Annotated in this window: 14 protein-coding genes and 2 pseudogenes; 11 read left to right on the top strand and 5 right to left on the bottom strand. The window is 61.7% G+C overall.

Features of this window, described 5'->3' with window-relative positions; all coding sequences use genetic code 11:
- Positions 1 to 3: 3 nt before the first annotated feature.
- The 4 genes from Q3C01_RS18355 (at position 4) to Q3C01_RS18370 (ending at position 3,839) form a co-directional block, all read left to right on the top strand.
- A complete protein-coding gene (locus Q3C01_RS18355; RefSeq protein ID WP_458146710.1) occupies positions 4 to 486 on the top strand; it encodes a tripartite tricarboxylate transporter TctB family protein in 483 nt (160 codons plus the stop codon).
- Positions 487 to 497: 11 nt separating this feature from the next.
- Complete coding sequence (locus Q3C01_RS18360; protein ID WP_458146711.1) at positions 498 to 2,036, top strand: tripartite tricarboxylate transporter permease; 1,539 nt, start codon at positions 498 to 500, stop codon at positions 2,034 to 2,036.
- Positions 2,033 to 3,037, top strand: a complete 1,005-nt coding sequence (locus Q3C01_RS18365) for a 4-hydroxythreonine-4-phosphate dehydrogenase PdxA (RefSeq protein WP_458146712.1) — start codon at positions 2,033 to 2,035, stop codon at positions 3,035 to 3,037. Before Q3C01_RS18360 ends, Q3C01_RS18365 begins: the two co-directional genes overlap by 4 nt.
- A gap of 562 nt (positions 3,038 to 3,599) precedes the next feature.
- Complete coding sequence (locus Q3C01_RS18370) at positions 3,600 to 3,839, top strand: zinc-binding dehydrogenase (protein ID WP_458146713.1); 240 nt, start codon at positions 3,600 to 3,602, stop codon at positions 3,837 to 3,839.
- A gap of 959 nt (positions 3,840 to 4,798) precedes the next feature.
- On the opposite strand, the gene Q3C01_RS18375 is transcribed toward Q3C01_RS18370, so the two are convergent.
- Positions 4,799 to 5,059, bottom strand: coding sequence for a hypothetical protein (locus Q3C01_RS18375; RefSeq protein ID WP_458146714.1), 261 nt, complete (start codon positions 5,057 to 5,059; stop codon positions 4,799 to 4,801).
- Positions 5,060 to 5,451: 392 nt separating this feature from the next.
- On the opposite strand from Q3C01_RS18375, the gene Q3C01_RS18380 reads away from it, so the two are divergent.
- Positions 5,452 to 5,688 (top strand): hypothetical protein, encoded by a 237-nt coding sequence (locus tag Q3C01_RS18380; RefSeq protein WP_458146715.1) that lies wholly within the window; start codon positions 5,452 to 5,454, stop codon positions 5,686 to 5,688.
- A gap of 1,370 nt (positions 5,689 to 7,058) precedes the next feature.
- Positions 7,059 to 7,252 (top strand): annotated as a pseudogene (locus Q3C01_RS18385) (hypothetical protein); the annotation flags it as partial.
- 897 nt (positions 7,253 to 8,149) lie between these two features.
- Here Q3C01_RS18385 and Q3C01_RS18390 read toward each other — a convergent pair.
- Positions 8,150 to 9,577 (bottom strand): annotated as a pseudogene (locus tag Q3C01_RS18390) (KUP/HAK/KT family potassium transporter); the annotation flags it as partial.
- Between Q3C01_RS18390 and Q3C01_RS18395 the strand changes: the two are divergent.
- Complete coding sequence (locus Q3C01_RS18395; RefSeq protein WP_458146813.1) at positions 9,486 to 9,863, top strand: hypothetical protein; 378 nt, start codon at positions 9,486 to 9,488, stop codon at positions 9,861 to 9,863. The pseudogene Q3C01_RS18390 and the gene Q3C01_RS18395 sit on opposite strands and share 92 nt — an antisense overlap.
- A 144-nt stretch (positions 9,864 to 10,007) precedes the next feature.
- Here the strand turns inward: Q3C01_RS18395 and Q3C01_RS18400 are convergent, their stop codons facing one another.
- On the bottom strand, positions 10,008 to 11,249 hold the full coding sequence (locus Q3C01_RS18400; RefSeq protein ID WP_458146716.1) for an ROK family transcriptional regulator: 1,242 nt from the start codon (positions 11,247 to 11,249) through the stop codon (positions 10,008 to 10,010).
- Between the two features lie 193 nt (positions 11,250 to 11,442).
- On the opposite strand from Q3C01_RS18400, the gene Q3C01_RS18405 reads away from it, so the two are divergent.
- The 3 genes from Q3C01_RS18405 to Q3C01_RS18415 all read left to right on the top strand — a co-directional run bounded on the left by Q3C01_RS18405 (position 11,443) and on the right by Q3C01_RS18415 (position 14,463).
- Positions 11,443 to 12,462, top strand: coding sequence for a sugar ABC transporter substrate-binding protein (locus Q3C01_RS18405; RefSeq protein WP_458146717.1), 1,020 nt, complete (start codon positions 11,443 to 11,445; stop codon positions 12,460 to 12,462).
- 124 nt (positions 12,463 to 12,586) lie between these two features.
- A complete protein-coding gene (locus Q3C01_RS18410) occupies positions 12,587 to 13,669 on the top strand; it encodes an ABC transporter permease (protein WP_458146718.1) in 1,083 nt (360 codons plus the stop codon).
- The gene (locus Q3C01_RS18415) at positions 13,645 to 14,463 is read left to right on the top strand and encodes an ATP-binding cassette domain-containing protein (RefSeq protein WP_449382771.1); all 819 of its coding nucleotides are present in this window, start codon (positions 13,645 to 13,647) and stop codon (positions 14,461 to 14,463) included. Before Q3C01_RS18410 ends, Q3C01_RS18415 begins: the two co-directional genes overlap by 25 nt.
- 82 nt (positions 14,464 to 14,545) lie before the next feature.
- Here the strand turns inward: Q3C01_RS18415 and Q3C01_RS18420 are convergent, their stop codons facing one another.
- Positions 14,546 to 15,496, bottom strand: a complete 951-nt coding sequence (locus Q3C01_RS18420; protein WP_458146719.1) for a carbohydrate kinase family protein — start codon at positions 15,494 to 15,496, stop codon at positions 14,546 to 14,548.
- A gap of 52 nt (positions 15,497 to 15,548) precedes the next feature.
- Positions 15,549 to 16,778, bottom strand: a complete 1,230-nt coding sequence (locus Q3C01_RS18425; protein ID WP_458146720.1) for an ROK family transcriptional regulator — start codon at positions 16,776 to 16,778, stop codon at positions 15,549 to 15,551.
- Between the two features lie 425 nt (positions 16,779 to 17,203).
- Between Q3C01_RS18425 and zwf the strand changes: the two genes are divergently transcribed.
- Positions 17,204 to 18,688 (top strand): glucose-6-phosphate dehydrogenase, encoded by a 1,485-nt coding sequence (gene zwf / locus Q3C01_RS18430; protein ID WP_458146721.1) that lies wholly within the window; start codon positions 17,204 to 17,206, stop codon positions 18,686 to 18,688.
- Positions 18,689 to 18,780: the final 92 nt, after the last annotated feature.

Here is an 18,780-nt window from a genome sequence, read left to right on the forward strand (position 1 = left end):
TCGATGATATCGCGCCGCGCCCTTGAACTTTCGACCGCCGTGCTCACCGGCAGCTTTGGTGTTGCGGTGGTCGTCTCCAGCCTCGACAACGGGATCGGATGGTCGAGCGCGGGCGTGGACGCGGGCACGTTCCCGTTCCTGACAGGTGTCATCATCGTTCTTGGCAGCCTCTACAATCTCGTGCGCGGCGCGTTGCCGGCCGTGACTCTCGCGAGCGTTCCCGTGGCGATCACACCGACCGAGCTGCGTCGGCTCGCAAGCCTGTTCGTTCCGGCCGCGATCTTCGTTGCGGCCATTCCGCTGCTCGGGATGTATCTCGCCTCCGCCATCTATATCTTTGCGGTGCTCGCGATCCCCGGCCATCAATCCGTGCCGCGAGCGCTGGCGATGGCGGGGGCGACAGCGCTCGCGCTCTACGTCGTGTTCGAGCGCGTGTTCCAGGTGACGCTGCCGCATGGCGCGCTCGCCGTCGCGTTCGGGTTCTGACGGAGAGGCCGATGGATAATCTCCAAGAGCTCCTGCACGGCTTCACCATCGCGGTCACGGTGCCGCATCTGGCGCTGATGGTGATCGGCGTGCTGCTCGGCATTCTCGTCGGCGTGCTGCCGGGGCTGGGCGCGCCGAATGGCGTGTCGCTGCTCTTGCCGCTGACCTTCGGCATGCAGCCGGTCTCGGCGATCATCCTGCTCTCCAGCATGTATTGGGGCGCGTTGTTCGGCGGCTCCGTGACCTCGATCCTGTTCAACATCCCCGGCGAGCCGTCGTCGGTTGCAACCACCTTCGACGGTTACCCGATGGCGCGCGACGGCCGACCGACGACCGCGCTCGCCACCGCCTTCGGCTCGGCCGCGTTCGGCGCGCTGGTCGGCGTCATCCTGATCACCTTCCTGGCCTCATGGGTGGCGCAGGTCGCGCTTGCCTTCGGGCCGCCGGAATATTTTGCGGTCTATTTCCTCGCCTTTGCGAGCTTCGTCGGCATGGGTGGCGCGGCGCCGATCAAGACGGTCGTGGCGCTCGCGATCGGATTTGCGATCGCCGCGATCGGCATCGACACCGTCTCGGGCAGCGTACGCCTCACGATGGGCATCGACGAACTCGTCAAGGGCGTGAGCTTCGTCGTTGCAGTAATGGGCCTGTTCGGCATCGGCGAGCTCCTGGTCGCCGTCGAGGAGGAGGTTCATGCCCGCGCAGTCTCCTCGAAGATCGACTGGAGCGAGGTGTTTCGCGCGGTAGCGCGCCTGCCGCGGCATGGTGTGGCATTACTGCGCAGTGCTGCGATCGGATGCTGGATGGGGATCACGCCGGGCGGTCCAACCGCGGCGTCCTTCATGAGCTACGGCATCGCCCGGCGCTTCTCCCGCCGTGGCCGCCATTTCGGCTCCGGCGAGGTCGAAGGCATCATCTCGCCGGAGACGGCCGATCATGCCGCCGGCACCAGTGCGCTGCTGCCGATGCTCTCGCTCGGCATTCCCGGCTCCGCCACTGCTGCGGTGATGATGGGCGGGCTGATGATCTGGGGGCTCAATCCCGGGCCAATGCTGTTCGTCGACCAGAAGGATTTCGTCTGGGGCCTGATCGCCTCGATGTATGTCGGCAACATCGTCGCCGTTGCGCTGGTGTTGCTCACGGTGCCGGTGTTCGCCGCCCTGATGCGCATCCCCTTCGCCGTGATCGCGCCGCTGATCGTGATCATCTGCGTCGTCGGCGCCTATTCGGTGTCGAACTCCTATCTCGATGTGGTCATGATGCTCGGCTTCGGGATCGTCGGCTATCTCTTCAAGAAGCTGTTCTATCCGCTGGCCCCGCTGGTGCTCGCGATCGTCATCGGCGACAAGGCTGAGGATGCGTTCCGGCAATCGATGCTGATGTCCAAGGGATCGCTCGGAATCTTCTTCGCCAACAGGCTGGTGACAAGCCTGGTGGTGGCCGGCATCGCGCTGTTGCTGCTTCCGCTCGTGTTGCAGCTCACGCGTCTCTGGCGCAAGCCCACCTCGTCGGCCGCCGAGCCGACAAGCCAGGAAAAGGTGATCATATGACCGCAAAGCCGCTCATTGCATTGGCGATGGGAGATCCCGCGGGCATCAGCCCGGAGTTGACGGCGAGGCTCGTGGCGCTCGACGATCTCCGCGCCCGTGCCCGGCTGGTCGTGATCGGAGACCGCCGCATCTTCGGCGAAGGCGCGCGCGTCGCCGGCGTTACTCCGGAGCTGAGGACGGTGGAGCGGGGCGCTGATTTTCGCGCGGCTGAGTGCGACGCGCTATTTGTCGATCTCGGCCATCTCGCCCCCGCGGATGTCGAACGCGGCGTTGCGAGCCTTGCCGGCGGCCGGTTCGCGCTGGCGAACTACCGGTGCGCGCTCGAGCTTGGCCGCGATGGCCGCGTCGATGCGGTCTGCTTCACTCCGTTCAACAAGCAGGCGATGCGGCTTGCGCGCGCCGACTATGACGACGAAATCGCGTTCTCGGCGGAAGTCGTCGGGCTCAAGACTGCGGCCAGCGAGTTCAACGTGCTGGGCAAGCTCTGGAACGCGCGGGTCACCTCGCACATCGCGCTGAAGGACGTCGCGGCGCGATTGTCCGTTGAGCGCATCCATCGCGCGCTCAAGCTGACCGACAGCTGCATGCGCAACGCCGGCTTTGCGCGGCCGCGCATTGCGGTCGCAGGTCTCAATCCGCATGCCGGCGATGGCGGCAATTTCGGCCGCGAGGAGATCGACATCATCGCGCCCGCGGTCGAAGCCGGCCAGCGTCAGGGCATCGTCGTCGAGGGGCCGTTCCCGGCCGACACGGTGTTTCTCCGTGCGAAGAACGGCGCCTTCGATGCGGTGCTCACGATGTATCACGACCAGGGACAGATCGCGATGAAGCTGATGGGCTTCGATCGCGGCGTGACCCTGCTCGGCGGCTTTCCGTTTCCGATTTGCACGCCCGCGCACGGCACCGCCTACGACATCGCAGGCCAGGGGATTGCAACCACCGGCGCTAGCCGCGCTGCCTTGGTGCTCGCGGCAGAAATGGCCACTCGTCCGTTCGTCTAATTTGTACTCGTGGGAGAAAGGTGCTTGCTGGACGTCACCCGTCTAAGCGAGTTGCCACCAAACAGCATCGGCGGCATGGCGGAGGGCTGCGGGATCCTAGCGGTCCCGATGGGTTGGTGACCAGCTCGAACTTAGTCAGCTCAACCGCACAGCCATCAGAACCGTTCGACGCCCGCGAGAAGAAGCGCGAACATCAAGACGCCAGAGTGCTCTGCTCAACGCTTCGACAAGAACTCGAAGATTGCGCCGGTGAATGCTGCCGAAGCACAACCAACTGTGCCCCCGCAACGATAGGCTCCCACGCGTGAAGGTCGGCGGGCGCTCCATGCACGAAAATCATTGGTTCTCCGGAGCCCTGTTCCACTTATTTCGCGCGAAATCCGTTATTCTCGACTTCCTTGACACCGTGGGTGGCCCAAGGCGTGGTGATTGGGAAGACAAGGCACAGCAAAGGAATAAATGCTGATTAGCGGACCATCGTCTCCTCCTTGGTTGTCTGCTGATTTCCCATTCCTCCGGAATCTTATGCTTCTCTCTTCCGAACTATAACACAAGGTTCCGCGTGAGAGGCAGGACCAAGTCTGGCCGTCGAAGCGGGTTCACATTCAGACTCTTCGCCCAACAAACGATGGCAGCCGCGAACGCAACTCTGTTGGAATTTCTGAAGGAGGGGGCGCTAAGGCCTACGATCAGCAGAGGCTTTCCGCTGTCCGAGGCCGCTGAAGCGGTCTGCCATCTGATCGGTCACAGATCAAACCTCCGGCCCCGGCGGGGCCGCCATCTCTCGACGGTCGGCCCCTAACCGTGCAGGTACGCAGGTCGAGCATCAGACCATCCCGCTCGGCTGCGAGAGACGTTCCTGGAATTACAGTTGCGCGACAACACGAATCCGAAATTTGCGTAAGTGATGAAGCTTAAGGACGCGCACGGCCGCGCTCTCTGTGCCGCGGATACATCGACAAGGTGATGGATCAGATGATGATGGACGGCGAAAGCGCTCGGCGCCGATCGCAAAGAAAGCCCAACCGGAACGGTTGGCGGCACACGCCATCCGCAGAAAGGTCAGATTCACGATCCGGGCGTGATCGGTTCATCCTTGCTTGTGGATAAACGGTGCATAACCGCAGCACCAGAACGTGGCCCGCCGGTTGTTGGCAGTCTGCAAAAAGGCCGCAGCGTCAAATGCCGCTGCGGCCCCGCCGGGTCAAAAAAATAGGTGAAATATGGTCCAGCCCCGGCGCCAATAAAGCTACGCCCCGAGGTTTTGGTGGCGCAAATGAAATCGGCCTGTCGCTTAACGAACCGGACCAACTGTTGCCTGTGGACAACTGAAATCTCAGGAGCCTTGACCAAAGTGGTCGGTGACGCTGGCTGACTTCCGCCCGCCAGAGCCCAACTTGACTGCGTCAGGCTGCCGCGCCGACAAACGCTTACGCCTTCGATATCTGCCGTATGCTTGGCTTGCGCTCGGCGGGGCGTGCTTCAAGAGGGATGGAGCGGCTCCGGCGCTTGCCAGCCCCTGCCGGGGCCGCTTCTCTGGCCTGTCTTCGCGGGCCGCGAACTGGACCCCTTACCTCGACCTGGCCCAAGGCCCCTCAAGCCGACCGGGGGCCTCCTTCTTGGTTCATCTTTTGTCTTAGTGCACACGCCGGCTACGTCGCGCATCATGGCGCCGTCTGCCTCGGGGCTGGCCTGAGCGGACCCTTCGGCCCTGTGCTGCGGATTCGGTGCGGACCTCCAGCGGCACGGGGCCGATTTGGCTTACTCGGTGCGATCCTCGCCTTGGCTCAACAGTCGCATAGGTCCCGCTCTCATGCAGCTCGAGCCAGCCGCGATCGACCGCGTAGTTGATGCCGGCGCCGATCTCTGGGCCGTTGGCTTCAGCGTGTAGAGGAAGGGCGCGTTGAACTTCTCGATGTTGATGCGGCCGTTCTGCACGGGCGTGATGCCCGTGGCGATCTCGACCAGCTTGCGTGCTGCGGCTTCTGGGTTGGCGAAGGGACGTTCGGAGGTGAGCTTCATGCAGCGGATGCTCCGCGTTGGCGGGGGCCCTGGACCTGAGCCCGGGCAAGGTCCTGCCAGGCCAGAGCGACACGCAACCACTTTAAGCGGTCAACGGCGCACGTAGCGGCTACGGCGTGGCGCATCGCCTCTTCGGCTTCCAGACGCGGATCGGCATCTTGGCTCATCCTGCCCCTATAGCCGAAACAGCTTAATGGCCGACGAAAAAGCGCAGCCGGGAAACTACGGCCGGTAGGAGTTCGAGAGGAGCGCGTCCCGGCTTATCAGGCCCAGTTTGGCACGGCGTTCAATGCGCTTGCGCCGCATTGCAAACTGGCCATGGCCTCCGAATTAGACCGGGTTTGCGCCGAAACCGCACGCGTATAGGTTGTAGCCGGGCTGAGGGGGATTCGATGGCTAAGACACCGATTTCTGCCGGTGATTTGGGCTGGATCATTCTCGAAGAGTTGAGGGATTGCGGCGATTGCCCGGTAGGCGTGGCACTTGCAGTCATTCCTGACCCCGACGCTGGTGATTGGCGTGTAGTCATCCAAGCACGCAGCCGCAATGCGATGACAAGAACATGCCTGCGGCGCATTGCAAGTATCGAGAAGAGACTAAAAGTCGTCTATGCGGTGGATGAGGCGTGAAATCATGGGTCAACCCCGCTGATGGATCCTGGCCGAACTTATCAATGTGTGGCATCACGCAAGGTGACGAGCTTGCGCCCGCCAAAACGCGGTCTGGAGCCGGGCCACGATCCTATCAGCGGCGGCGATGGCAGTGGCGGGCTTTCTCCGCACTCCTCAACTTCAGCGGCGGCAATCACCGCCTGCTTTTCCTGACAGCGGCCGCGCTGCTGCTTGCGGTATTGCCGAGCGATCTAGGATATCCGCGGCGCACCGACGGCTGGATCGGGGAGCGACCGACGGATTGAGAGGTTCTCGTCCGATACACCGGCGGATTCCGAGGAAATGTGGATCAACAGTGAATTGCGCAATCAGACGCTACTCGCCCTTCACCGACGCGCTCTTTGTGTCCAAGGGAGAGGGGCTAAACGCAATCTTGGCAAAGCCACCAACAATCCTTTTTACCTCTTCCTCCGCGAGTTCGATTTTGCCGTCCTTTGTGGGTCATGAGTGCCTCCTGGTCCATGGCCAGTCTGGCCGCGCCGAATACCAGTGGAGCCTCCAATCAGCCTACATGACCTAGGTCACAAAAGCCCCACCCCTAACCCCAATCCTCTCTGCTCGCGCAACCCCCTCCGCCGCCCGCTTGCCAAAGCTAGCGCCTCGAACTGGCCGGCGGGCATTCTGCACGACCATGCAGCGCCTTAGTCTACGCCGTAAGGTGGTTACGAACCCTCCATAGAGCAGCACCCCTGTCGCCAAGGTGATTAGACTGAAAACGTGGTCCAAGTTCATCTTCGTCCTCGCCGGCTGCATCAGTGGCCATGAACCGGACAGTGAAGAAACCGGCCCGAATCTTCCGTGACGGCGCTCACAATGTCGGTCGCAGTCCGGACCTTGCCCGGCGGCAATCAAAATGGACTTTTGAACCGCAAGGCTGCTCCTCGCGACAGAACTTATGCTAGGGGCGAACGGGTCGAGTGGTAGCGTCATGCGTATCAAGACACTCGCGTCACATTTCCTCACCTGTATCGTGACCCTCGCCGCTCTCATTGGGGCGCAGCAAGCATTTTCCCGTCAGGCAGATGCCGGCGCGGGAGCTTCCATATTTGTTGATCAGATCGCGAATCGGGCCGTCAAGGGCGACAGGCTACCCTCTGTGCGAGCACTGCCTAACGACGCCCGTTGCAAGCCGCCGATTGACGTCGTGGGACGTTGTTTTGCCGACGCGAGATTGAACCCAGAGCCTAGCCTGACCTGAGTGGCACTCCTTGCCTGCTGAAGCCGCTGCTTCGCGAGGCGATTGCTTCTTATCAACGCGCCTTGATGTCAGCTTCCGGCAGCATTCAGCCTGGATTGGCTTTAGCCTCCGGTTATGCCGGTGAGCCGGAACAGCGAGTGGCGCCGGCGCCGTGTCGCGATTCAACGTGGGACTCGTGATCGCGAGCGGACTTTCGATCGGACGTTGTTTACGCTGTTCGTGGTTTCAGCGGTCTATCTGTTGATCACTACGGATCATTCACGTCAGACCGAGCAGATCGTCTCGCACGCCGTTCCGCAAGGTGATGCTGTGGGGAGGGTCTGAGATCGAAATTTGAGGTGAGGATGGTAGTTGGACCAGCATCTGAGCCGCTCCGCCTTTCTCGCTCGTGCACCTGCTTCCGCGGCTCAGGCATCAGCGCTCCGCGGAAGGAACGTATCGCGATCCATCGTCCGCCGCGGATTCTTTTCTTAGCAAGTCACACGCCTCTTAATCAGCGGGTCCCAGGTTCGAGCCCTGGTGCGCCCACCATACAGTCCGCCGAAACTCGCTGTGGAACGCGAGCCTTCGGAAAGGCCTGTTTTCGGCTGTTTTTCGCGATCGGTGATCACCGTTTTTGCGTCTCTGTCCGCAGGCCCCGTCTCCAGGGCATTTTTGAGCCGTCCGTCTCCGGCGGCGAAAATCCCGTTCCCGGCATGGCCTGTGAGAGGGGTACGGAGCGAGGGGACAGGGCTAAACCGCGCAAGGAGGATCGTGCGGCGGGCGCATCGCGGATGCGTTGGTCGAACGTTGGATGCCCACAGTTCGGCTCTGGGTTCTTGGGTCGCCGAGGCGGTGCTCGATCGAGCTCCAAATCTGATTGTTCGTGTCCGGTAATCCGGCCATGGCCACATTGTTCCCAAGTCGGCTCACCTGGAGCGAGCGCGCGGAGCTTTCCCGCCAAGCTTGGTCACAATTCTATTCTGTGGCCGTCGTGCTGACCTCGGAAGGCACCATCCGCTGGACCGGCGATGCGGTCGCGCGCCTCGTTGCCGCAGAGGAAGCGCTGCATCCGCGATTGCGCATCATTTCCGATGAGCGTCTCACCGGGCCCCCGCGAGAAAAAGTGCAGGCGCGGCTGTTGACGATCATCGGTGGCATACCCGTCCCAAGGCGCGTCAGGAATACGCCGGTCCCGGAGACGCGTGCGATGTTTTCCTTCGCGAGGCGATCGAGGAAGTCTTCAATGAGTTCGGATCGCGCGGTGTTTCGACGGTGCAGCGCGGCTATGCCGTGGTGCCACGTGATCATCACCGTAAACACCAACGCGCCGAAGCCCAGCGGTATCCATCCTCCTTCCATGACCTTCAGCAAGTTGGCTCCGAAGAATGCCAAATCGACGATCGCCAGGCTGCCGGCAACTCCGATCGATTGCCAAAGGCTCCAGTGCCAACGCACTCTCATCACCTCGAACAAGAGGACGGTAGTGAGCACCATGGTCGTGGAGACAGCGGTCCCGTAAGCACCAGCGAGCCGGTCCGAGCTGCCGAATGCAATTGCAAGAGCGACGGTAAAGATCATCATCGTCCAATTCACGAAAGGAGCGTAGATCTGGCCGTATTGATCGGCAGAGGTCTGGAAGATCTGGACGCCTGGAAACCAGCCGAGCTGCATGGCTTGCCTGGTCATCGAGAAGGAGCCGGTGATGATGGCCTGGCTCGCGATGATAGTCGCCAGAGTCGCAAGAGCCACCAAGGGATAGATCGCCAAGGCCGGCGCGAGTAAGAAAAAGGGGTTGCCATTACTGTTCGGCGCATCAACGAAATTGCCGACTTGGCCGGCATAGTTCAGGACCAGGGCCGGAAGGACTATGCCGTACCATGCCAGTCTGATGGGAGTTCGTCCGACGTGCCCCATGTCGGCGTAGAGAGCCTCACCACCAGTCAAGGCAAGAAAGACGCCGCCAAGCAGCATGAAGCCGGCGAGACCGTGACCGAATAGAAGCTTGATGCCATAGCTTGGATTCAATGCGGCCAACACGCCGATATGATGGACGATGCCGAGAAGTCCAAGCAATCCGATGGTGATGAACCAAACGATCATGATCGGGCCAAAGGCTCGGCCGACGGTTGCAGTACCGCGGCTCTGGAGTGCGAAGAGCGCGACGAGGATCGCTACGGCTATTGGCATCGTGTACGGCTTGAAGATCGATGTCGCCACATTCAAGCCTTCGACGGCGCTCAAGATCGAGATTGCCGGCGTGATGATTCCATCCCCGTAGATGAGCGCGGCGCCAAAGAGCCCGACAACGACCAGCCAGCGACCACGGCGCGAACCGTGCGCCCCCGTTATCGCCATCAGTGCCAGAATTCCGCCCTCGCCGTGATTGTCGGCGCGCATGACGAGGATGCCGTATTTGATCGAGATGGTGAGGATCAACGCCCAGACGATCAGCGACAATGAGCCAAGCGCCGCGTCGGCGGAGAAGCCCTGGCCCATGATCTGCTTGATTGCCTGCAACGTATAGAGGGGGCTCGTACCCAGATCGCCATAGACGATTCCGAGCGCGAGCAGAATCGTGGCCGGACTGGGAGACTGCCTGACGCGGGTCTGCGGCGAGCCGGTGAATCCAGTTTTGGCAGAAAGTGCCGAGATAGAGGTGTTAGGCATTGGAGCCACTGGTATCAAGCGGAGCGAGACGAACCCCTTCGTCCTGGGAATTTATCCGTACCTCTCTCTGCCCCGGACGCGATTCATGAAGCTCTTCGGCGAGCCTATCCGCGACCAGCTGAGCGAGTTCGTCGTGCTCGAGCCGCTGGCCGCCTTGATCAGAAACGGTGCTGTGATCCAGCAGGTCGAACCGATGATGAGGCATAATCGATTAACTCGCCTCGCCGAGTTTGTTCCGATCGGTGACGGCGAACTTGCCATTTTGATCAGTTGCCTGCGAAACTAGTCCTCGACACGTGCAGCCTTGACGTCACGACGAAAATCCTGGCCGAATACCGAACGGGCGTTTCCGCGGCGGGTACCAGTCACTGGCCTGCGGCGTATTCGAGCGTCCGATGGGGAGTTGCAGTCTCGGTTGTTAGACCCGCATTCATTCCTTGAATAGAACGTCGTGGTCGCGCGCAAAGGTCGCCAGCAGTGGCAGAGCTGCGCCGCCAATTGCGCGCGCATCGCGACCGACCGAGCCTTCGACCACCACGGCGTCGGTGAGTCCCTGTCGGTCCATTCGTGCCCATTGTTCGTTGGTTCTCTCGACAAGGCGTCGCCGCACGTCGGCTGGAAAGGCGCCGTCGATGACGATGGCTTCAAAGTCGATGACCGCCAGCAATGCAGCGATCGCCTGCGCCAGGGCTTCGGCGGCTTCGGCAATCCAGGCCTCGAGTGGTTCCTCGAAGCTCGACCAATCATCAGGCGAGAGCCAGATGTCAGTGCCGCGTCGACCGGCGGCGATCAGCCGACGCTCTAGTCGATAGATAGAGGCGGTGCGGATTAACTGTTGAAGGCTGGTCTCGCCGCTCTCTTCCCGTCGCATGATCGGCAACGAGCCGAGCGCTCCGGCGTTGCCGCTACGACCCGGAAACAGACTGCCGTTCAGAACGATGCCGCCGCCGACGAATGTGCCGACATAGAAATAAGCGAAGTCGCGGTAGGTTGCTCCTGCACCGAAGGTGAGTTCGGCCGCACATGCCGACGTCGCGTCGTTGTGGACGCGGATCGGCCATGGCCCGAAGCGGCGCGAGAGTTCGGTGGTAACGTTGAAGTCGCGCCACTTGCCGAGCGCGCCGGGTGGCGTTTGCAGATCAGCCTCCCAATTCCACAATTCAAACGGCATCGCGACGCCGATGCCGCTGATCCTGCCATGCAAATTCTCCGGCAGTGCGGCGAGAAGGTTTGGCATCTCGCGTTCCGCAAACGCCATGAGGTCCTCAGGCAAGGGGAAGGCATAGATCGTGCGGCGCCTGGCCCGGATGCCGGCGATGAAGTCCATCAACACCAGATCGGAACTGCGCCGGCCGATCATCAGGCCGAGCCCGAAAGCTCCGTCTGGATTGAGCGAGTAGGGGACAGATGGCTGGCCGATCCGGCCCCGCTGCGGCTCGCCGGCGAGCAGCAATCCGTCGGCTTCCAGCCGGTTGATGATGACCGTCGTAGTCTGGGTCGACAGGCCGGTCAGGCGTGCGATTTCGACCTTCGCGAGGCAGCGATGGCGCCGGATGAGGGAGAGGATCAGGCGCTCGTTGTAGAGTCTCACCCCTGTCTGGGTGGTGCCGCGGCTTCCACCCGGCAAAGTCACCGGCGGGTTGGCCCCGGTAACCGGCGCTGTTTCATCCATCCTCGGCTCCCAAACCCTTGAGCTGTCTAACATTCGCGGCAGCCTAACCGGCACAGTGAACGGAGAGAAGCCGCGCGTCAATTAATAAATCGGAATGATTTATTTATTGACTCGGGGCGTCCTGTGCTCCTAGGATCACCAAACATGCGGGGTCGAACCGCTTACCAAACAAACGTCCCACGGGAGGGGATCAATGCGTCAGTCATTCGGGCTATTCACCGCACTCGTGCTTGCTTTCGGTGCTGCCGGCGCTTCCGCCGCTGACAAGCCGATCGTCGGGCTCATCACCAAGACCAACACCAATCCGTTCTTTGTGAAGATGAAGGCGGGCGCCGACGAAGCGGCCAAGGCCAATGACGTCGAGCTGCGCTCCTTTGCCGGCAAGGTCGATGGCGACAATGAGAGCCAGGTGGCGGCCATCGAGAATCTGATCGCCGCCGGTGCCAAAGGCATCCTGATCACCCCGAACGACTCTCGCGCCATCGTGCCGGCCGTGGAGAAGGCGCGCGCGGCGGGCATTCTTGTGATTGCCCTCGATACCCCGCTCGACCCGCCGAACGCGGCCGATGCGACATTCGCCACCGACAATTTTCTGGCTGGTCAGTTGATCGGGGAGTGGGCCGCGAAAACGCTCGGCGCCAAGGCGGCATCTGCGAAGATCGCACTTCTGGACCTCAACGTGAACCAGATCTCGGTCGACGTTGCCCGGGATCAGGGCTTCCTGAAGGGCTTTGGAATCGATCTCGGCAATCCCGCCAAGATCGGCGACGAGAAGGATGCGCGCATCGTCGGTCACGATGTGACGCTCGGCAGTGAGGAAGGCGGTCGCAAGGCGATGGAAAACCTGCTGCAAAAAGACCCCGGCATCTCGCTCGTCTACACCATCAACGAGCCGGCCGCGGCGGGCGCCTACGAAGCCTTGCGTTCGGTCGGTCGCGACAAGGACGTGCTGATCGTTTCCGTCGACGGCGGTTGCCCCGGCGTGCGCAACGTGAAGGATGGGGTGATCGGTGCCACGTCGATGCAGTTTCCGCTGCTGATGGCGGCGAAAGGCGTCGAGGCGGTGAAGGCCTTCGCCGCCGATGGCGGAAAGCCTAAGGCTTCGCCCGGACTCGACTTCTTCAACACGGGCGTCGAGCTCGTCACCGACAAGCCGGCAGCGGACCTGCCATCGATCGACAGCGCCGCCGCCTTGAAGAAATGCTGGGGTTGATCCCGTCGCTGACTTTTTACCTTTGGCGAGGAGAGGCGCCCGGAATCCGGGCGCCAGACAACAGCGGAGACTTTCGCCCCGAGCGCTATGGGCGCGTCTTACGCATGCAACGAGGAAAACGGCCATGACCGATATCGGCAACAGCCGACCCGCTGCCCAGGCCTTCGAGCTTCTCGTCGACAAGAGCGAGCCGCGCGTGGCCGAATTCGAGGTGCGTGCAAGATCGCCGTTGCAGAAGCTTCAGCACTTTCTGCATGCCAATCCGACCGCGGTGCCGGCGATCGTGCTCCTGCTCGGCGTTGCGGCGTTCGGACTCATCGTCGGCCCGCGCTTTCTATCGATGTTCAATCTGTCGCTGATCATCCAGCAGGTCACGATCATCGGTGTGATTGGCGCGGCTCAGACGTTGATCGTGATCACCGCTGGCATCGATTTGTCGGTTGGGGCCATCATGGTGCTGTGCTCCGTGATCATGGGCAAGCTTGCAGTCACCATGGGACTGGCTGCTCCACTGGCGCTTGTGATCGGCATCGCCGTTGGCGCAGGCTGTGGGGCTCTCAATGGCACGCTTGTCACGCGCGTGAAGCTGCCGCCCTTCATCGTGACGCTCGGGACCTGGTCGATCTTTTTCGCCCTCAATCTCTGGTACTCCGCCTCGGAAACCATCCGTTCGCAGGAAGTGGCGAAAGTTGCCCCGCTGCTCCAGGCGCTCGGAAAACCGGTGGACGTCCTGGGGGCCCGCTTTACCTATGGTTCCTTCTTCATGATGGGGCTCATCGCCTTGATCTGGTTCGTGCTCAATCGCACAGCCTTCGGCCGCCATCTCTATGCGGTTGGCGATGATCCCGATGCCGCGCGGCTCGCCGGCATCAGGACCGACCGCATCCTGTTCTCCGTCTACGTGATTGCCGGCATGATTTGCTCGCTCGGCGCTTGGGCTCTGATCGGGCGCATCGGTTCGATCAGCCCGCAGGCCGGCCAGACGGCCAATCTCGACAGCATCACGGCGGTGGTGGTCGGCGGCGCCAGCCTGTTCGGCGGGCGCGGATCGATCATCGGGACGCTGATCGGTGCCCTGATCGTGGGCGTGTTCCGAAACGGACTCGCGCTGTCCGATGTGGACGTGCTCTGGCAGGAATTCGCCGTCGGCTGGTTGATCATCATCGCCGTGGCGCTTGATCAATGGATTCGCAAGGTGTCGGCATGAGCATAGCTGCGAACGTTCAGAACTCCGAACCGCTCGTGCAGGCGCGCGGCCTCGTCAAGCGCTATGGCCGCGTGACGGCGCTCGATCACGCCGACTTCGATCTCTATCCGGGTGAAATCCTCGCCGTGATCGGAGACAACGGCGCGGGAAAATCCTCACTCATCCGCGCACTTTCGGGCGCACTTGTTCCTGATGCCGGCGAGATCAGGCTCGATGGTAGGCCGGTCGCATTCCGCTCGCCGCTCGATGCGCAGGCCGCCGGCATCGAGACCGTCTATCAAACGCTTGCGCTGTCGCCGAGCCTTTCGATCGCCGACAACATGTTTCTCGGCCGGGAATTGCGCCGGCCGGGCCCGCTCGGTTCGATCTGCCGCATGCTCGACCGGAAGGCCATGCAGCGCATCGCACGCCAGAAGCTCACCGAGCTTGGTCTCATGACTGTGCAGAGCATTAATCAGCGTGTCGAGACTTTGTCGGGTGGTCAACGCCAGGGCGTGGCAGTCGCAAGAGCCGCCGCTTTCGGCTCGCGCGTGGTGATCATGGACGAACCGACTGCGGCGCTTGGCGTCAAGGAATCGCGTCGTGTGCTGGAGTTGATCCTCGACGTGCGGCGGAGGGGCGTTTCCGTGGTCCTGATCAGCCACAACATGCCACACGTGTTCGAGATCGCCGATCGCATCCATATTCATCGGCTTGGTCGGCGATTGACGGTGATAGATCCCAAGTCCTATACGATGTCGGATGCGGTGGCTTTCATGACCGGCGCGCGCGTACCTGCTGAGATTGCGGCCTAAGGGACTCAAGCCAAGATAGATCGCATCCCAATTTGCGATGGGGGTGCGATCCGGGCTGTCGGATGGTTATCGGTGGCCGCACTCATCCACTGATCCATGCCTCGACCTCTGCTTTTCTCGGCAGATCCGCGCCTTGTCGGGAGCAAGTGATGGCGGCCGCCGTCACGGCGAATTCGATCGCGCGAGCCAGCTCCGGCGCGGTCAAATCTGCGATGCATTCTTTGCTCAATTTGCCCGAGCTGCTCAGATGGCTCAAAATCGCGGCGTGGAACGTGTCCCCGGCGCCGACCGTGTCGACGACATTGATCGGTTTCCCCGGCACCGAGAATTTTTCGCCGCTTTTCAGGTAGCTGGTCGCGCCATTGCCGCCGTGCGTGACGAGAACAATCGAAGGACCCGACGCAAACCAGTCGGCGACGACCTCATCGGTCTTCGCATCCTCGCCGTAAGCCGCGGCGATATCTTCCTCGCTTGCCTTGACAATGTCTGCGATCGACAGGAAGGCGCCGAAGCGTCTTTTCCAATCCTCGAGGTTGGGTGTGACGGTCGGACGCAGATTGGGGTCGACGGATATCACGCGGCGGCCAGCTTCGCGCCTGGCGAGCGCGAGATAGGCATCCGCAACGGGGGCCACAGCCAGCGTATAGGATCCGAATGTGAGCGCGCAAACTTCGGCCGGCAATGAACCTGGCAATGCGTCGATGCCGACTTCCCGGTCTGCCTTGCCTTCGCCGTGGAACGAATAGCTCGGCTGCCCCGACGGGTCAGTCGTAACGATTGAAATCGTCGTCAGGCGATCCGAGTTGACGACGTAATCGAGAGCGACCCGCTCCGATTCCAGCTTTCGTCGCAGGGCCATGCCCAAACGATCGGAGGAAATCCCACCGCAAAATGCTGCTGTTTCCTCAAGTCGCGCTAGGCCAATGGCCACGTTCAGTGGGGAGCCACCCAAGGTCACTCGCGCAGTCAGACCGGAATCCGGCCTTTCAACGACGAACAGATCCGCCAGGGCTTCGCCGCAAACAAGGATCATGGGGCGATCGTCCTGGTGGCGCACCTAAGCAAGTGATTGAATCCCTTCGGCACTAGCTGTCCCCCTTGAACAGCACATTTTGGTCGAGGAGAAAGCGGGCGAAGAAGGGAAGACTCGCGGCGCCCATCGTGCGGGCATTGGCTCCAATCGACCCTTCGCCAATCTCGAAAGGTGAAAGCCCTTGCAGATCGGAAGCGCTTTTTTTCTCGCGCACGAGAGTGACGAGCCGCTGCCGGATGTGCGCTGGAAAGCCACCGTCGATGACGACCTGACTGAAGTCGAGCACCGATGCCGATGCGACAATCGCTTGCGCGAGGCTATCCGACGCTTCTTCAAGCCAGTCATCGAGAACCGGGCCGAGGCTTTCCCAGTCCTGCGATCTGAAGAATGCGACGGGGTCAAGACCGGCACCAATCAGACGCTTTTCCAGGCTGTGCAGTGACGCCGAATGAATCAGTTGCCGCCTTTCCGCAGCTCCCGTGCTTCGGTTCTTGACGAGCACCGGCATGGAGCCGAGCGCGCCGGCGTTTCCCTGACGCCCCGAATAAAGCTCGCCGTTGAGAACGACGCCGCCGCCGGCAAAATAGCCGACGAAGACATAGAGGAAGTCTTCATATTCGCCGCCGCTGCCGAAAGTCAGCTCTGCGCCGCAGGCGGCCGTTGCGTCATTTGAAATCGAAACGGGCAGACCGCTGAGAGATTCGAGCTCGGCTTGCAGATTGCAGTTGCGCCAGGCTTCGAGCGAAGCATGAGGTGCGCCGACTTCGCTGCGCCAATTCCACAATTCGAAAGGAACCGCAACGCCAAGACCGGCGATCCGTTGCTTCTGTGCGCTGCCCAACTTTCCAGTCAGCTCAACCAGGCTGTCTGCAGTGAACCTGAGGAGATCGTCGACATCCGGGTAGGCGAAGGAACAATGGATCTGATCGCGCACCGATCCGACGAAGTCCATCAGCATGAGGCTCGCGGTGCGACGGCCGATGTGGAGGCCGAGCGCGAATGCGCCGTCGGGATTCAGCTTCAGGGGCACCGAGGGCTGCCCGACGCGACCGCGATTGGGCTCCATCCGAAGCAGCAATCCGTCCGACTCCAGCGCCTTGACGATGACGGAGGCGGTCTGGGCCGAAAGGCCGGTCAACCTCGCGATCTCAGCCTTCGGTAAACTGGAAAACCGGCGCACGAGAGAGAGAACAAGCCGCTCGTTATAGGCGCGAACGCCAACCAGATTGGTGCCGCGGGATCGCTCGCCAGCCAGGGGCGTCACGGCTCCCTCAGGTGTCATCGGGGCTGTTGAAGGGATACGCAAATTCCGGAATCCGGCTCTGAAGAGACGCAAATGTCCCTTCTTGGGCTGCCTTGGCGCTTAGCATGGCGCCAGCGAGGCGTCAATTAATAAACCAAAATGATTTAGTTATTGACATAGCGCCGGGTGGATGGGAGGGTAAGTCCGCGCCGGGACTCAGGCTTTTTGGACCTTGTGCCGACGTTGAGCCGAAGTCGCTCCCACGAACCGATCGCGAAAGCCGGAGTGATGTTTGCGAGGAGGGCATGTCCGCGTCCGATCAGGTCGCGGCAGTCCCTTCATACGAAGCAGCCGCGGGCTGCTCGCCCGCCTGAGCGGCAGCGTTTCCGCGACGTCAGGCCGACGACGTCTGCCGGTAAGGGTGCAGTCTGATCGCCGCGAAACATGAGGCAGCTGTCTTGAAAATGATCACGCAAGCTCTTCAAGTCGAACCCTTCGATCTGGTGGTTTTCGGTGGGACTGGCGATCTGTCCTACCGCAAGCTCTATCCGGCGCTGTTTCGCCGTCACCATGAAGGTCAGCTTTCACCGGGAACGCGCGTCATCGCCGTGTCGCGGCAGCGGATGAGCAGGCAGGAATTCGCCGTCGCCGTCGGCGATGCCCTGAAACGCTTCGATCCGGCTCGCGCTTGCAATACTGACGCGCTCGCAAGCTTTGTCGACTTGCTGGACTATGTCATCGTGGACGCGGGCGGTGATCTCGGTTGGGCGGACCTCAAAGCTGGTCTCGGCGACGACCCCGCGCGCGTTCGGGCTTTCTACTTGGCCACGTCGCCCGACTTGTTCGGGAGGATTGCCGATCGGCTTTCGGCGCATCAATTGATCACGAACGCGACGCGTGTGATCGTCGAGAAACCCATCGGCAAGGACGGCGCGTCGGCCGCCGAGATTAACGACGCTCTCGGCGAGGTGTTTGCCGAAAGCCAGATTTTCCGCATCGATCACTATCTCGGCAAAGAAACGGTGCAGAATCTCATGGCGTTGCGTTTCGCCAACGCCTTGTTCGAGCCCCTTTGGAACTCGGGTCATATCGACCACATCCAGATTACCGTGTCCGAAAGCATCGGCGTAGAGAGTCGCGCTGGCTATTACGATAAGTCGGGTGCGCTGCGCGACATGGTGCAGAACCATCTCCTGCAATTGCTTTGTCTCGTAGCGATGGAGCCGCCGGCGTCGCTCATAGCCGACGCGGTGCGCGATGAAAAGCGCAAGGTGCTCCAGTCGCTGCTGAAGATCGACGCGAGCAATGCTGCCGAGCGGACTGTGCGGGGGCAATATCGTGCGGGCGCCGCGTTTGGCGAAGCGGTGCGCGGCTATGCCGAGGAAGTTGGCGACCCTGACAGCGCCACCGAGACCTTTGTCGCGCTGAAGCTCGAGATCGAAAACTGGCGCTGGGCGGGCGTGCCCTTCTATCTGCGGACCGGCAAGAGACTGCCCGAACGCATTTCCGAGATCGTCGTCACCTTCCGTAAGGCCCCGCACGCGCTGTTCGCGGCGAGTGCGGGTAAGGTTCATCAGACCAAGCTCGTCATCCGGCTTCAACCTGATGAAGGCATCAAGCTCTGGTTGATGATCAAGGAGCCGGGACCGGGTGGATTCCGACTTCAGCATGTATCGCTCGACATGAGCTTCTCGAAGGCTTTTGGAGGCCATGCACCCGAGGCCTATGAGCGGTTGCTGATGGACGTGATCCGCGGCAACGCCACCTTGTTCATGCGACGCGATGAGGTCGAGGCCGCCTGGGCGTTCATCGATCCGATCCGCCAAGCTTGGTCGGACTCGAAAGAGCCGCCGCGCCCCTATGTCGCCGGCAGTTGGGGACCCTCGGCCGCGATTGCCCTTATCGAGCGCGATGGTCGGACGTGGGTCGAGGACGGTGAATGGGCGTAACGGAGCCAGAGAGAGTTGCTGGCGCCTAAAGCCTTCGAAACAAGCGACACGCTGAGCTCCAAGCAGTTCACACAAGAGACAGAGGTCCAGGA

Source organism: Bradyrhizobium sp. UFLA05-109 (assembly GCF_054185165.1).

What these genes read in the sequence shown, in the direction of transcription:
- Q3C01_RS18415 (WP_449382771.1), top strand. Translation starts at nt 13,645, where the DNA reads ATGGATTCGCAAGGTGTCGGCATGAGCATAGCTGCGAACGTTCAGAAC.
- Q3C01_RS18420 (WP_458146719.1), bottom strand. Translation starts at nt 15,496, where the DNA reads ATGATCCTTGTTTGCGGCGAAGCCCTGGCGGATCTGTTCGTCGTTGAA.
- Q3C01_RS18405 (WP_458146717.1), top strand. Translation starts at nt 11,443, where the DNA reads ATGCGTCAGTCATTCGGGCTATTCACCGCACTCGTGCTTGCTTTCGGT.
- zwf (WP_458146721.1), top strand. Translation starts at nt 17,204, where the DNA reads ATGATCACGCAAGCTCTTCAAGTCGAACCCTTCGATCTGGTGGTTTTC.
- Q3C01_RS18425 (WP_458146720.1), bottom strand. Translation starts at nt 16,778, where the DNA reads ATGACACCTGAGGGAGCCGTGACGCCCCTGGCTGGCGAGCGATCCCGC.
- Q3C01_RS18365 (WP_458146712.1), top strand. Translation starts at nt 2,033, where the DNA reads ATGACCGCAAAGCCGCTCATTGCATTGGCGATGGGAGATCCCGCGGGC.
- Q3C01_RS18380 (WP_458146715.1), top strand. Translation starts at nt 5,452, where the DNA reads ATGGCTAAGACACCGATTTCTGCCGGTGATTTGGGCTGGATCATTCTC.
- Q3C01_RS18360 (WP_458146711.1), top strand. Translation starts at nt 498, where the DNA reads ATGGATAATCTCCAAGAGCTCCTGCACGGCTTCACCATCGCGGTCACG.
- Q3C01_RS18410 (WP_458146718.1), top strand. Translation starts at nt 12,587, where the DNA reads ATGACCGATATCGGCAACAGCCGACCCGCTGCCCAGGCCTTCGAGCTT.
- Q3C01_RS18400 (WP_458146716.1), bottom strand. Translation starts at nt 11,249, where the DNA reads ATGGATGAAACAGCGCCGGTTACCGGGGCCAACCCGCCGGTGACTTTG.
- Q3C01_RS18355 (WP_458146710.1), top strand. Translation starts at nt 4, where the DNA reads ATGATATCGCGCCGCGCCCTTGAACTTTCGACCGCCGTGCTCACCGGC.
- Q3C01_RS18375 (WP_458146714.1), bottom strand. Translation starts at nt 5,059, where the DNA reads ATGAAGCTCACCTCCGAACGTCCCTTCGCCAACCCAGAAGCCGCAGCA.